The sequence below is a fragment of the Pseudomonas sp. A-RE-22 genome (assembly GCF_019956035.1).
Taxonomy (GTDB): Bacteria; Pseudomonadota; Gammaproteobacteria; order Pseudomonadales; family Pseudomonadaceae; genus Aquipseudomonas; species Aquipseudomonas brassicacearum.
In genome coordinates this window covers 160696-174360 of the sequence record NZ_JAHBCZ010000001.1, presented here as the reverse complement: position 1 = coordinate 174360, position 13665 = coordinate 160696, and the positions used below count along the sequence as shown (strand labels likewise).

Annotated in this window: 12 protein-coding genes; 8 read left to right on the top strand and 4 right to left on the bottom strand. The window is 59.9% G+C overall.

All coding sequences use genetic code 11. The annotated features are described in order from the left end of the window. Positions 1–108 precede the first annotated feature (108 nt). A complete protein-coding gene (locus tag KGA89_RS00880) occupies positions 109–1005 on the bottom strand; it encodes a LysR substrate-binding domain-containing protein (RefSeq protein ID WP_003198274.1) in 897 nt (298 codons plus the stop codon). A gap of 107 nt (positions 1006–1112) precedes the next feature. Between KGA89_RS00880 and KGA89_RS00875 the strand changes: the two genes are divergently transcribed. The 8 genes from KGA89_RS00875 (at position 1113) to rpoS (ending at position 8239) form a co-directional block, all read left to right on the top strand. Next, a complete protein-coding gene (locus KGA89_RS00875) occupies positions 1113–2225 on the top strand; it encodes an S-(hydroxymethyl)glutathione dehydrogenase/class III alcohol dehydrogenase (protein ID WP_003198276.1) in 1113 nt (370 codons plus the stop codon). A gap of 8 nt (positions 2226–2233) precedes the next feature. Further along, the gene (gene fghA, locus KGA89_RS00870) at positions 2234–3079 is read left to right on the top strand and encodes an S-formylglutathione hydrolase (RefSeq protein WP_003198277.1); all 846 of its coding nucleotides are present in this window, start codon (positions 2234–2236) and stop codon (positions 3077–3079) included. Between the two features lie 43 nt (positions 3080–3122). Then, positions 3123–3596 (top strand): 2-C-methyl-D-erythritol 2,4-cyclodiphosphate synthase, encoded by a 474-nt coding sequence (gene ispF, locus KGA89_RS00865; protein WP_003184863.1) that lies wholly within the window; start codon positions 3123–3125, stop codon positions 3594–3596. Then, positions 3593–4651, top strand: coding sequence for a tRNA pseudouridine(13) synthase TruD (truD, locus tag KGA89_RS00860; RefSeq protein WP_223470233.1), 1059 nt, complete (start codon positions 3593–3595; stop codon positions 4649–4651). The genes ispF and truD overlap by 4 nt, the downstream gene beginning before the upstream one ends. Then, entirely contained in the window at positions 4639–5388 is a 750-nt protein-coding gene (surE, locus tag KGA89_RS00855) for a 5'/3'-nucleotidase SurE (protein WP_038856712.1), read from the top strand. Before truD ends, surE begins: the two co-directional genes overlap by 13 nt. A gap of 41 nt (positions 5389–5429) precedes the next feature. Further along, on the top strand, positions 5430–6065 hold the full coding sequence (locus KGA89_RS00850; RefSeq protein ID WP_170862085.1) for a protein-L-isoaspartate(D-aspartate) O-methyltransferase: 636 nt from the start codon (positions 5430–5432) through the stop codon (positions 6063–6065). A gap of 211 nt (positions 6066–6276) precedes the next feature. After that, complete coding sequence (locus tag KGA89_RS00845) at positions 6277–7125, top strand: peptidoglycan DD-metalloendopeptidase family protein (RefSeq protein WP_100264191.1); 849 nt, start codon at positions 6277–6279, stop codon at positions 7123–7125. A gap of 106 nt (positions 7126–7231) precedes the next feature. Then, positions 7232–8239 carry an RNA polymerase sigma factor RpoS gene (gene rpoS, locus KGA89_RS00840; protein ID WP_003198289.1) on the top strand — a complete coding sequence of 336 codons (1008 nt, stop codon included), beginning with the start codon at positions 7232–7234 and terminating at the stop codon, positions 8237–8239. A 907-nt stretch (positions 8240–9146) separates the two neighbouring features. Here the strand turns inward: rpoS and fdxA are convergent. The 3 genes from fdxA to KGA89_RS00825 form a co-directional block, all read right to left on the bottom strand. After that, positions 9147–9470 carry a ferredoxin FdxA gene (gene fdxA, locus KGA89_RS00835; protein ID WP_003198291.1) on the bottom strand — a complete coding sequence of 108 codons (324 nt, stop codon included), beginning with the start codon at positions 9468–9470 and terminating at the stop codon, positions 9147–9149. A 142-nt stretch (positions 9471–9612) separates the two neighbouring features. Then, positions 9613–12180 (bottom strand): DNA mismatch repair protein MutS, encoded by a 2568-nt coding sequence (gene mutS / locus KGA89_RS00830; protein WP_167331288.1) that lies wholly within the window; start codon positions 12178–12180, stop codon positions 9613–9615. A gap of 753 nt (positions 12181–12933) precedes the next feature. Beyond that, entirely contained in the window at positions 12934–13293 is a 360-nt protein-coding gene (locus tag KGA89_RS00825; RefSeq protein ID WP_223470230.1) for a DUF6124 family protein, read from the bottom strand. Between the last annotated feature and the right edge of the window lie 372 nt (positions 13294–13665).

The following is a 13665-nucleotide window of genomic DNA, read 5'->3' as shown; positions in this document are numbered from 1 at the left end:
TCGCTCCCACAGTGGGTTGGTGTGAACACTTGACCGTCATTCGACGATAACCCTGTGGGAGCGAGCTTGCTCGCGATGGCGTCACCCCCAGACGACAAAAAACCACTGTCATCCCCGATATTCCGGTCGCCCAGCCAGCCCTTCCTTCAAAAAATCCACCAACTTGCGCACCTTCGGCGACAGGTGCCGCTGCTGCGGGTACAACGCCCACACCGCCGTATTCGGTGGCTGATGAGCCTCCAGCAGCGAGATCAATGCACCGCTGTGCAAATGCTCCAATACGTAATAGTCCGGCAGTTGGCACAACCCCACCCCTTGCAGCGCCGCGTCCAACACCGCTTGCCCACTGTTGCAGCGCCAGTTTCCCTGTACCCGTTGGGAAAATTCCCGCCCGTTCTGCTCCAGTTGCCAGACGTCGGAGCTGCCGATCAGGCAATTGTGGCGGCTCAGTTCCGACAAGCTATGGGGCCGCCCGTAGCGTTCCAGGTAAGAGGGTGAAGCGCACAGGTACATGCGCCGCGGTGCCAGGCGCGTGGCGACCAGGCGGGAGTCCTGCAGGCGACCCAGGCGAATCGCCAGGTCGAGGCCTTCGTGCACCAGGTCCAGAGGACGGTTGCTCAGCTCGATGTCTACCCGCAACTGCGGGTACAGCCCCATGAACCGCGTTACCAGAGGCACGATGAACCGTTCGCCATAGGCCACGGCGCAGGTCATGCGCAGCATGCCCTTGGGTTCGCTGGTGAGATCGCCCACCGCCCGCAGTGCTTCCTCGCGCCCGTCCTGCAGGCGTTGGCAATGCTGCAAAAATGTCTGGCCGGCCTCGGTCAGGGTGACCCGCCGGGTACTGCGGTAGAGCAAACGTGTCTGCAAACGCTCTTCAAGCCGTACGATTTGTCGACTGATGTGGGAAGACGAAACCCCGAGACGTTCAGCGGCGGCGGTGAATTGACTGCATTCGGCCACGGCGACGAACTCGTCGATCCCTTCCCAGCGGTTATCGGACATGAAGGATTATCCCTGTACAGCAATAATGTTTTGCTTTTGGTTGGATTATTCATCGTCCGGCGGAGGATTACACTCCCGGTCTTGTTTTTATTTGCTGGAGAGTCCGGATGATCAAGTCGCGCGCTGCCGTTGCCTTTGAGGCCAAGAAACCCCTGGAAATCGTTGAAGTCGACGTCGCCATGCCCAAGGCGGGCGAAGTGCTGTTGCGCGTGGTGGCTTCCGGTGTCTGCCACACCGACGCCTATACCTTGTCGGGCGCCGACCCGGAAGGGATCTTCCCGTCGATCCTCGGTCACGAAGGCGGTGCGATTGTCGAAGCCATCGGCGAAGGCGTGACCTCGGTCGCGGTGGGCGACCATGTGATCCCGCTGTACACGCCGGAATGCGGTCAGTGCAAATTCTGTAAGTCAGGCAAGACCAACCTCTGCCAGGCGATTCGCGCCACCCAGGGCAAAGGCCTGATGCCGGACGGCACCTCGCGTTTTTCCTACAAGGGCGAGACGATTTTCCACTACATGGGCACCTCGACGTTCTCTGAGTACACCGTGCTGCCGGAAATCTCCGTCGCGAAGATTCAAAAAGAAGCCCCGCTGGAAAAGGTCTGCCTGCTGGGTTGCGGCGTCACCACCGGTATCGGCGCGGTCCTCAACACCGCCAAGGTCAAGCCGGGTGACACCGTGGCGATCTTCGGCCTGGGCGGCATCGGCCTGTCGGCAGTGATTGGCGCGGTGAAGGCCAAGGCCTCGCGCATCATCGCCATCGACATCAACCCGGCCAAGTTCGAAATCGCCAAGCAACTGGGTGCCACCGATTGCGTCAACCCGAAAGACTTCGACCGTCCGATCCAGGAAGTCATCGTCGATATGACTGACGGCGGCGTGGACTTTTCCTTCGAGTGCATCGGCAATGTCCAGTTGATGCGTGCCGCGCTGGAGTGCTGCCACAAAGGCTGGGGCGAGTCGGTGATCATCGGTGTGGCCGGCGCCGGCCAGGAAATCGCCACCCGTCCCTTCCAGTTGGTGACCGGGCGCGTCTGGCGCGGTTCGGCCTTTGGTGGCGTGCGCGGTCGCAGCGAGTTGCCAAGCTATGTGGCAATGGCCGAAACGGGCGAGATCCCGCTGGATACGTTCATCACCCACACCATGGGCCTGGAAGATATCAACAAGGCGTTCGACCTGATGCATGAAGGCAAGAGCATCCGCACCGTTATCCATTTCTGAGGTCGGTCATGAGTCTGGAAAACATCTCCTGCCAGAAAAGCTTCGGCGGCTGGCACAAACGTTACCGGCACCGTTCCGATGTGCTCGGTTGTGACATGGTGTTTGCCGTGTACCTGCCGCCGCAAGCCGAGCAGGGCGGCAAATTGCCTGTGCTGTATTGGTTGTCCGGGTTGACCTGCACCGACGAGAACTTCATGCAAAAGGCCGGTGCCCAGCGCATGGCCGCCGAGTTGGGCCTGATCATCGTCGCGCCGGACACCAGCCCTCGTGGCGCCGACGTGCCGGGCGATCCGGACGGTGCCTGGGACTTCGGCCTGGGGGCGGGTTTTTATCTGAACGCCACGCAGGATCCGTGGGCACGGCACTATCGGATGCATGACTACGTGGTGCAGGAATTGCCGACACTCGTCGAAGCGCATTTCCCGGCCTCGGACAAACGCGGCATCAGTGGTCATTCCATGGGCGGTCATGGCGCGCTGGTCTGCGCCTTGCGCAACCCGGGGCGTTACCGCTCGGTGTCGGCCTTTTCGCCGATCAACAATCCGATGGATTGCCCATGGGGCCAGAAGGCTTTCTCTCGTTACCTGGGGGAAGACCGTTCGAAATGGCGTGAATGGGATGCCTGTGCATTGATTGCCGAGGCGCAGGAGAAGCTGCCACTGCTGGTGGACCAGGGCGATCGCGATGATTTCCTGGCCAACCAGCTCAAGCCCGAAGCCCTGCAACAGGCGGCCAAGGCTGCCGACCATCCGCTGGAACTGCGCCTGCAACCGGGCTACGACCACAGCTATTTCTTCATCGCCAGCTTCATTGATGACCACTTGCAGCATCATGCGCGCGCTCTAAAGGCCTAATGCAGGTAGAATCACGCCCTGACAAAAATCGGGGCGTTTTTTTATGCGTATTGGCCACGGCTACGATGTTCACCGTTTCGCTGAAGGCGATTTCATTACTCTGGGCGGCGTGCGGATCGCACACGGCTTCGGGCTGCTCGCGCATTCTGACGGTGATGTCCTGCTGCACGCCTTGAGCGATGCATTGCTCGGCGCGGCTGCCCTGGGTGACATCGGCAAGCACTTCCCCGACACCGACCCGCAATTCAAGGGCGCCGACAGCCGCGTGCTGCTGCGCCATGTGGTCTCGCTCATCCACGCCAAGGGCTGGAAAGTCGGCAATGTCGATAACACCATCGTTGCCCAGGCCCCTAAGATGGCGCCACACATCGAAGCGATGCGCCAATTGATTGCCGAGGATCTTCAAGTTGAGTTGGACCAAGTGAACGTGAAAGCCACCACCACCGAGAAGCTTGGCTTCGTCGGTCGCGAAGAAGGCATTGCCGTCCACTCCGTTGCCTTGTTGCTGCGCCCATGACTGAACTGGAACTGTTGGGGCCGCGGGCCTACGGCGAACCGCTGGGCAGCGCGGTACTCAAGGCCACCGCTGAAGATTTCCAGGTCGATGAAGTGCTCGACATCCCGTTGACCGGCGATGGCGAGCACCTGTGGATCTGGGTTGAAAAACGTGGCTTGAACACCGAAGAAGCGGCCCGGCGAATCGCCAAGGCTGCCGGCGTGCCGTTGCGCACCGTCAGCTACGCGGGGCTCAAGGACCGTCAGGCCCTGACCCGCCAGTGGTTCAGCGTCCAATTGCCGGGCAAGGCCGATCCGGACCTGTCGGCGGCAGAGAACGACACGCTGAAAATCCTCAAGACCGCACGCCACAGGCGCAAGCTGCAACGCGGCGCGCACTCGGCCAATGGCTTTACCTTGCGCCTGACCCAATTCAAGGGCGACACGGCGGCGATCGATGCGCGCCTGCAGCAGATTGTCCGCCAGGGTATCCCCAACTATTTTGGCGCCCAGCGTTTCGGCCATGACGGCGGCAATGTCGTCGATGCCCGGGCCTGGGCGACGCGCAAGGCGTTGCCGGAACAGCGCAATGTGCGCTCGCGGTTGTTGTCCACCGCCCGCAGTTTCCTGTTCAACCGGGTGCTGGCGGCGCGGGTCGCCGACGGAACTTGGCAAAAAGCCCAGGTTGGTGATTTGCTTGCCTTCACCGACAGCCGCAGTTTTTTTCCGGCCGGCGAGGCTGAGTGCAGCGACCCGCGCCTGGCCATTCTCGACCTGCACCCGACCGGGCCGCAGTGGGGCGAGGGACCTTCGCCTGCCGCTGGTGCGACGTTTGAGCTGGAACAAGCCATCGCCGCGGGCGAGGCCGATTTGCGGGACTGGTTGATAAACGCGGGAATGAGTCACGAACGTCGCATCCTGCGACTGCCCATTGGCGGGCTGTCGTGGCATTATCCCTCGCTGGACATTCTGCAACTGGAATTCGTCCTGCCGGCCGGATGTTTCGCCACTGTCTTGGTGCGCGAACTCGTCGATCTGGTGCCGGTGGGGCAGACGGACAGCCCATGCGTATTCTGATTTCTAACGACGACGGGGTGACTGCACCCGGTCTTGCCGCGCTTTATGCTGCGCTGGCGGATTTTGCCGAGTGCGTGGTCATCGCCCCGGACCAGGACAAAAGCGGCGCCAGCAGCTCGCTGACGCTCGACCGTCCGTTGCACCCCTGCTATCTGGATAACGGTTTCATCAGCCTCAACGGCACCCCGACCGATTGCGTGCACCTGGGCCTCAACGGCTTGCTGGAGCGTGAGCCGGACATGGTGGTGTCGGGTATCAACCTGGGCGCCAACCTGGGGGACGATGTGCTTTATTCCGGCACGGTTGCCGCCGCCCTGGAAGGTCGCTTCCTGGACAAGCCATCGTTTGCCTTTTCGTTTGTTTCGCGGCAGGTCGATAACTTGCCGACCGCCGCCTACTTCGCCCGTAAACTGGTCGAAGCCCACGGCGAGCTGGAGCTGCCGCCACGCACGGTGCTGAACGTGAATATCCCCAACCTGCCGCTCGATCACATCCGTGGCATCCAGCTCACTCGCCTGGGCCACCGTGCCCGCGCCGCCAAACCGATGCATGTCGTCGACCCGCGCGGCAAGGCCGGTTACTGGATCGCCGCCGCCGGTGATGCCGAGGACGGCGGGCCGGGCACTGATTTCCATGCGGTGATGCAAGGTTATGTCTCGATCACGCCGTTGCAGTTGGACCGCACCTTCAACGACGCCTTTCGAAATCTCGATGGCTGGCTGGAGGGGCTGCGCTGATGGCTCGTGAGCAAGACGATATGCTGCGCCGCGGAATCGGCATGACCTCCCAGCGCACCCGTGAACGACTGATCCAGCGTCTCTACGAAGAAGGTCTCTCCAACGCCCAGGTGTTGGAAGTCATTCGCCGCACGCCGCGCCATCTGTTCGTCGATGAAGCCCTGGCCCATCGCGCCTATGAAGACACGGCGTTGCCGATCGGCCACAACCAGACCATTTCCCAGCCATACATGGTGGCCCGCATGAGCGAGTTGCTGCTGGAGGCGGGGCCGCTGGACAAGGTGATGGAGATCGGTACCGGCTCGGGTTACCAGACGGCGGTGTTGTCGCAACTGGTCGAGCGGGTGTTTTCCGTAGAGCGGATCAAGGTACTGCAGGATCGCGCCAAGGAACGCCTGGTTGAGTTGAACCTGCGCAACGTGGTGTTTCGCTGGGGCGATGGCTGGGAGGGGTGGCCGGCCCTGGCGCCGTACAACGGCATCATCGTGACCGCGGTGGCCACCGATGTTCCCCAGGCCCTGCTGGATCAGCTTGCTCCCGGCGGGCGACTGGTGATTCCGGTAGGCGCCGGTGAAGTCCAGCAACTGATGCTGATCGTGCGTGAAGAACACGGTTTTTCGCGACACGTCCTGGGGGCGGTGCGGTTCGTGCCGTTACTCAATGGGCCGTTGGCCTGAGCATTTATAAACAGACGCTGAATTCCGTGGCCTGGCCTGTGTCTTACAGCGGCACCGATTTGCTGAACAGAGTCCAACGGCGTCGAGCAAACGTGTGCGGCGGCACATTGCGCTTCATTAATAGAGGCGCAGTCGTTGCCAGCTATATTTATATGAGTTCTGCCTGGATAGGCAGTTTCCAATTTTTCTGCCACCACAAAGGGAGCGGCGGGTGAGTCTCACAGTCATTGCGCAGCGTATGGGTATCACGAGCTTTCAGCGCCTGGTGACTGGCCTTGTCTTGAGCACTTTGCTGGTCGGATGTTCCAGTACGCCGTCGGGTAATGTCCGGGTTGTCGATCGCAACAACAGTGCAACACCTCAACGTCCTACAGTAACGACCGGCCAATATGTAGTCCGTCGCGGCGATACGCTGTTTTCCATCGCTTTCCGCTACGGCTGGGACTACAAAGCCCTTGCGGCGCGTAACAACATTCCTGCGCCTTATACGATTCACCCAGGTCAGACGATTCGCTTCGATGGCCGTAGCGGTTCAACGCCTACCGCAGTGGTTACGCAGTCGGGTTCGACGCCTTCTTCCTCGAGTAAAACCACGGTTATTCGCCGGCCGACGGGGGCTGAAGCGGCAACAGTACCGTCCGTCGCGAGCAAACCGACCCCCGTTCCGATGCCTCCGGCAGGCCCCGCCCCGACAGGCTGGGGATGGCCTTCTAGTGGCGTTCTCATTGGAAAATTCTCTTCAAACGGTAGTTTGAATAAAGGAATTGATATCGCCGGGGATTTGGGACAGCCTGTTTTAGCCGCGTCTGATGGCACGGTTGTGTACGCCGGGAGTGGTTTGAGGGGCTACGGCGAACTCGTGATCATCAAACACAGCGATACCTACGTCAGTGCCTACGGTCACAACCGCAGGCTGTTGGTTCGGGAGGGGCAGCAGGTCAAGGTCGGACAGACAATTGCCGAAATGGGATCAACGGGAACAGACCGGGTGAAACTGCATTTTGAGATTCGCCGACAAGGTAAACCAGTCGATCCGCTGCAATTCCTGCCACGGCGTTGATTTGATTGTCAGCCTGTTCCGTCACGTAGAGGGAACAGGCTCCAGCGTTGCCAAGGATAAAGGCGTCGCTTGAGCTTGAGGTCGAACTCACCAAAGGACTATAACAATGGCTCTCAGTAAAGAAGTGCCGGAGTTTGACATCGACGATGAGGTTCTCCTTATGGAGACCGGCATCGCTATGGATTCGATGTCGAATGATGAAGGGGCGACTCCACCTTCCGTTCGTGCCAAATCCAAACACTCCGCTTCGCTTAAACAACATAAGTACATCGATTACACCCGGGCGCTGGACGCCACTCAGCTGTACCTCAACGAAATCGGTTTTTCGCCACTGCTCTCCCCCGAGGAAGAAGTTCATTTTGCGCGGCTGTCGCAAAGTGGCGACCCGGCCGGTCGAAAACGCATGATTGAAAGCAACCTGCGCCTGGTGGTGAAAATCGCCCGACGCTATGTCAATCGTGGGCTTTCGCTGCTGGACCTGATCGAAGAGGGCAACCTGGGCCTGATTCGCGCCGTCGAGAAATTCGACCCCGAACGCGGCTTCCGTTTCTCGACCTACGCCACCTGGTGGATCCGCCAGACCATCGAACGGGCGATCATGAACCAGACCCGGACCATCCGGTTGCCGATTCATGTGGTCAAGGAGCTGAACGTCTATCTGCGGGCCGCCCGTGAGTTGACCCAAAAACTCGACCATGAACCTTCACCCGAAGAAATCGCCAACTTGCTGGAAAAACCGGTAGGTGAGGTCAAGCGCATGCTTGGGCTCAACGAGCGGGTCTCTTCGGTAGACGTCTCGCTGGGGCCGGACTCGGATAAGACCCTGCTGGATACCCTGACCGACGATCGTCCGACCGATCCTTGCGAGTTGCTCCAGGACGATGACTTGTCCCAGAGCATCGACCAGTGGCTTTCGGAACTTACGGACAAGCAACGGGAAGTGGTGATTCGCCGCTTCGGCTTGCGCGGTCATGAAAGCAGCACGCTTGAAGATGTGGGCCTGGAGATTGGTTTGACCCGTGAGCGGGTGAGGCAGATCCAGGTTGAAGGTCTCAAGCGTCTGCGAGAGATCCTGGAGAAGAACGGCTTGTCGAGCGAGTCGTTGTTTCAATAACCCAAGGCGAGTGCAGCAGAAAGGCCCTGATTGGCTGTGATGCTGTTCACTTGGAAAAAACGGTGCTTCTTTCAGAAATGGAAAGTGCCGTTTTTTTTGGCTTGGGTTTGGGGGTATATCCGTTTCTTCGGTCACGGCTACTTATGGTTCCGCCCTTACGGCGGGTCACTTTTGGACAGAGCCCCCCGTGTCAGCCTACCTGTCACCACTGTTGATCGACTCGATCATTCAAGGGGGCGAAGGGCCCACGGAGCAATGCCGGAGTGAGGGCACACCGAGCCTAGGCGAGTTGCCGAGTGGTGGGGCATGAGCGTTTTGCTTACTTTTGACTGGGTCGGCTTCCGGGCTTCTCAAAAGTGAGCCGCGGTAAGAGCGGAACCGTAAGTGGCCGTTACCGAAGAAATGGATATACACCCCCCTCGTAAAAACTATAGATCATCATCATTACGACTGGTCTGGAACCTAAGCGTTTCTGAGGGGGCGTTTTCCAGTCCCGTTCTATTTGTAGTTTCAGCGTGTAAGCCTTTGCCTAGTGTTACGTAAGCGTTCAGTTCCTCATCGGCCGGACAGACCGCTATAAATACCGTGATCCTTTTGTATTTGACTGATTTATAACGAAAATTTGTTGATGAACGTAGCGTGACAGAGCAAGCCACCTGTATCAGTCGCGTTGCACTCGCCTGGGAAAATACTAATATCAGTCCTGTGTCGACGGACAGACACACCCGTCAAGGACGATGGGAAGGAAGGATATCGCAGGACGCGATTCATCAGGATGATGAAAAGGATTAAAGGGATTAGGGAAAAAATGTGGGCGGGTCAAACCGCCCCTTTTTTTGCCTGCGATTTCTTGACCCGAAAAAGCAAAAAGGCCCGCAAGGGGCCTTTTCCACGAAAGCAGCAACGATCAGCGTTCCAGATCCTTGAGCTTGCCTTCCTTGCCATCCCACTCTTCGGCGTCCGGCAGCGCATCTTTCTTCTCGGTGATGTTCGGCCAGATGTCCGCCAGTTCTGCGTTCAGCTCGATGAAGTTCTCCATGCCGGCCGGCACTTCGTCTTCCGAGAAAATGGCGTTCGCCGGGCATTCCGGTTCACACAGGGCGCAGTCGATGCACTCGTCCGGGTGAATGACCAGGAAATTCGGCCCTTCGTAAAAGCAGTCCACCGGACACACTTCTACGCAGTCGGTGTACTTGCACTTGATGCAGTTGTCGGTGACGACGAAGGTCATTTCTAATTCTCTCCTCAGGCGGCGGCAGCGAAGCCCCTTCACGGTAGGGTCGCCAGGTTTGGGAGCGATAGTCTGCGAACCAGGCTAATAGTCCGCAGCATCCCAAACCGCGCGCGATTCTAACAGCTTGAAAGCCTGTGTGTTAGATCCGTGTCTTCAATGTATAGAGTAAATCCAGTGCCCGACGAGGTGTCAGGTCGTCCAGATCGAGCTTGGCCAGTTCATCGAGCACCGGATGCGGCAGGCTGGCGAACAGGTCGCTTTGCTGCGGTGCGGCCGGTTTGCCTTTGGTCGGGCGCGGCGCTTCGTGGGGCAGGCTGGTGGTTTCCAGGCGGCTCAGGTGCTCGCGGGCACGGGTAATGACTTCACTTGGCACGCCGGCCAGTTGCGCCACCGCCAGGCCGTAGCTCTGGCTGGCCGGGCCGGGCAGCACGTGGTGCAGGAAGACGATGCGTTCGTTGTGCTCGGTGGCATTGAGGTGGACGTTGGCCACCAAAGGCTGGCTTTCCGGCAACACGGTGAGTTCGAAGTAATGGGTAGCGAACAGCGTGTAGGCCCGCAGGTGCGCGAGGCGCTCGGCCGCTGCCCAGGCCAGGGACAAGCCGTCGAAGGTGCTGGTGCCGCGTCCAACTTCGTCCATCAGCACCAGGCTGCGTTCGGTGGCGTTGTGCAGAATGTTCGCGGTTTCGCTCATTTCCACCATGAACGTCGAACGTCCACCGGCCAGGTCGTCGCTGGAACCGATCCGGGTGAAGATCCGGTCCACCAGGGACAATTCGCAACTGGCCGCCGGGACGAAACTACCAATATGGGCCAGCAGCACGATCAACGCGGTTTGGCGCATGTAGGTGGATTTACCGCCCATGTTCGGGCCGGTGATCACCAGCATGCGGGTGTTGTCGTCCAGGCTCAGGTCGTTGGCCACGAACGGCGTGGTCAGTACTTGCTCGACCACCGGGTGACGACCCTGGCTGATGCGCATGCACGGCTCACTGACGAAGCGCGGGCAATTGAGGTCCAGGTTCAGCGCGCGTTCGGCCAGGTTGCTCAGCACATCCAGCTCCGCCAGGGCGCCAGCAGTGTCCTGTAACGGCGGCAGTTGGCTGATCAGGTCTTCGAGCAACGCTTCATAGAGCATCTTTTCCCGGGCCAGGGCGCGGCTCTTGGCCGACAGCGCCTTGTCTTCGAACGCCTTGAGTTCCGGGGTGATGAAACGCTCGGCGCCCTTGAGGGTCTGGCGACGGACGTAGTCGGCCGGAGCCTGTTCGGCCTGCTTGCTCGGCAATTCGATGAAATAACCGTGGATGCGGTTGTAGCCGACCTTGAGGTTGGCAAGGCCGGTACGGGCTTTTTCTCGGGCTTCGAGGTCGATCAGGAACTGGCCGGCGTTCTCGCTCAGCGCTTGCAGCTCGTCGAGTTCGGCGTCGTAGCCGGTTTTCAGTACGCCACCGTCACGGATCACCGCCGGTGGGTTGTCGATAATGGCTTTTTCCAGCAGCGCGGCCAGCTCCGGGTAGGTGCTGGTGGTGCGCGCCAGTTGCTGCAGGTGCGGCGCTTCGAGGTCTGTCATCGCCACCTGCAGTTCGGGCAACGCGCCGAGGGCATCGCGCAGGCGCGCCAGGTCGCGGGGACGGGCGTTGCGCAAACCGATGCGGGCGAGGATCCGCTCGATGTCACCGATTTCCTTGAGCTGTGGTTGCAACTGCTCGAAGCGATAACGATCCAGCAGGCAGGTAATGGAGGACTGGCGCGCCAGCAGCACGGTCAGGTCCCGCAGCGGCCGGTTCAGCCAGCGAGTCAGCAGGCGGCTGCCCATGGCGGTCTGGCAGCGATCGACCACCGATTGCAAGGTATTGTCGCGCCCGCCGGCCAGGTTGGTGTCCAGCTCCAGGTTGCGGCGGCTCGCGCCGTCCAGCACCACGGTGTCATCCAGGCGTTCGTGCCGCAGGCTGCGCAAGTGGGGCAGGGCGGTGCGCTGGGTTTCCTTGGCGTAGGCCAGCAGGCAACCGGCAGCGCCGATGGCCAGGGTCAGGTTCTCGCAACCGAAGCCCTTGAGGTCCTGGGTGGAAAACTGCTGGCAGAGACTTTTCAGCGCCGAGTCGCGCTCAAAATCCCACGGCGCCCGACGACGCACGCCACGGCGTTTTTCTGCCGGCAGGTCTTTGGGCCAGTCATCAGGAATTAAAAGCTCTACTGGATTGACCCGTTCCAGTTCCGCCAGCAGGTTTTCCCAGCCCTTGATTTCCAGTACCGAGAAGTTACCGCTGGTGATGTCCAGCACCGCCAGGCCGAACAGGCGCTCGTCGCCCAGGACTGCGGCGATCAGGTTGTCCCGACGTTCGTCCAGCAAGGCTTCGTCACTGACCGTGCCCGGGGTGATGATCCGCACGACTTGGCGTTCCACGGGGCCTTTGCTGGTGGCCGGGTCGCCGACTTGTTCGCAGATCACCACGGATTCGCCGAGCTTGACCAGCTTCGCCAGGTAACCTTCTGCCGCGTGGTAAGGAATCCCGCACATCGGAATGGCCATGCCCGCCGATTGCCCACGTGCCGTCAGGGTGATGTCCAACAGCTTGGCGGCCTTCTTTGCGTCCTCGTAGAAGATTTCGTAGAAGTCGCCCATGCGGTAGAACATCAGCTGATCGGGGTGCTGGTTCTTCAGGCGCCAGTATTGCTGCATCATCGGCGTGTGGCTGGAGAGGTCGTTCACGGCGGTATTCATGGGTGTCAGGCAAGCTCGTTGAAAGGTGTGGGGCAAAAGGAGGGGCATTGGCCCGGCTTTTCCGCGATGGGCGCAAGGTTAACATGGGTGGTCTGTGCTACCCATATGTGAGTGGTTTTTGGGATTGGGGACTTATCCGTTTTTTCGGTAACGGCTGCTTAGGGTTTCGCCCTGACGGCGGCTCACTTTTGAAAAGCCCGGAAGCCGGCCCAGTCAAAAGTAAGCAAAACGCTTTTGCCCCGCCACTTGGTGCCTCGCCTAGGCTCGGCATCCTTGCCGGGTTGCCCACTGCGCAATACCTTCGTTCAGCCAGCGTGGTTAACGGGGCGCCCGAGATCAACGTCCACCGCGAGGCGGCCTGATAGCCGACCTGGTTCTCCCGGTCGTACACCCATCAGAACTGTGGGAGCAAAGCTTGCTCGCGATGGCGGTGGCTCAGTCACATGGATGTTGGGTTTGCTGGCCTCATCGCGAGCAAGCTTTGCTCCCACAGGTGATCCTGGGTGTCCATGAGTTCTGTGTTCACTGCGGCCCATTGTGGGAGCGAGCCTGCTCGCGAAGGTGGCCTGACAGTCGGCCAGTCTCTCCGGCTATACCCGATCAATTGTGGGGAGCGAGCTTGCTCGCGATGACGGCAGCCAATACAACTTAGTTGTCACTGGACTACCGCTATCGCGAGCAAGCTCGCTCCCACAGTGATTACTCGGGCTTCTCTTAGGTCTCGGCTTGCATCATGGATGCCTACCTCACCTCAACCACATCCAACGCCCGATTCGCCAGCAACTGGCTCAGCTCGATCATTTGCTGGACCCCTAGCGCTATATTCCGTCGCGAGCCCTTCAGGTCGAATGCCAGGTCGCTGACCATGGCGTTTGCCGAGGCCAGGGTTTCGCTGAGGTTGGCGAGCAGGCATTCGGCGTCGATGTTGGGGGCGATGATGAAAAGGGTGTCGGGTGTGTCGGAGGTTTCTTTGTCGGCTTTGGGTTTGAGGTAATAGTCCAGGGCGCGAGTGGCCGCGTCGTCGAGTTTCTTGGCGTTGGCCGATTGGCTGCGGGAGACGTGATCGTCTGGGGTTGGGGGATTTGGAGTGTGCTTGCTCATGATTCTTGGATCCTCGAAGTGGGAGCCATCACCGATTCGCTACTAAACGAAATGGGTGGCAGCTGTACGCAGGTTAGTAGACCGGGGATCCAAGAAACCGGCGCACCCGAAGGCGCCCTGCGCACAGCTACCATCGAATGCAGGAGTAGGAACACCTGACTGGATGGAGCGATGTACATCTTGGAGATACCGAGCTACTAAACCCGATCACTGATGGACAGTGACAGGATCAAAAGTACCGAGGGGCTCCAAGGCGCACAAGCCGGCGGATTCTGGCGTAGTTGTAGGCAGAGGCGCAAGAAAACGTAGCCTTGCGTCGCACATTTGAAGGACGGGGTTGGAGCCTTTTCTTAGGGACGTGTAGGGCAAATC

Bases quoted from the DNA above. Each gene is read 5' to 3' on its own strand.
- KGA89_RS00880 (WP_003198274.1), bottom strand. From the start codon at position 1,005: ATGTCCGATAACCGCTGGGAAGGGATCGACGAGTTCGTCGCCGTGGCC.
- KGA89_RS00875 (WP_003198276.1), top strand. From the start codon at position 1,113: ATGATCAAGTCGCGCGCTGCCGTTGCCTTTGAGGCCAAGAAACCCCTG.
- fghA (WP_003198277.1), top strand. From the start codon at position 2,234: ATGAGTCTGGAAAACATCTCCTGCCAGAAAAGCTTCGGCGGCTGGCAC.
- ispF (WP_003184863.1), top strand. From the start codon at position 3,123: ATGCGTATTGGCCACGGCTACGATGTTCACCGTTTCGCTGAAGGCGAT.
- truD (WP_223470233.1), top strand. From the start codon at position 3,593: ATGACTGAACTGGAACTGTTGGGGCCGCGGGCCTACGGCGAACCGCTG.
- surE (WP_038856712.1), top strand. From the start codon at position 4,639: ATGCGTATTCTGATTTCTAACGACGACGGGGTGACTGCACCCGGTCTT.
- KGA89_RS00850 (WP_170862085.1), top strand. From the start codon at position 5,430: ATGACCTCCCAGCGCACCCGTGAACGACTGATCCAGCGTCTCTACGAA.
- rpoS (WP_003198289.1), top strand. From the start codon at position 7,232: ATGGCTCTCAGTAAAGAAGTGCCGGAGTTTGACATCGACGATGAGGTT.
- fdxA (WP_003198291.1), bottom strand. From the start codon at position 9,470: ATGACCTTCGTCGTCACCGACAACTGCATCAAGTGCAAGTACACCGAC.
- KGA89_RS00825 (WP_223470230.1), bottom strand. From the start codon at position 13,293: ATGAGCAAGCACACTCCAAATCCCCCAACCCCAGACGATCACGTCTCC.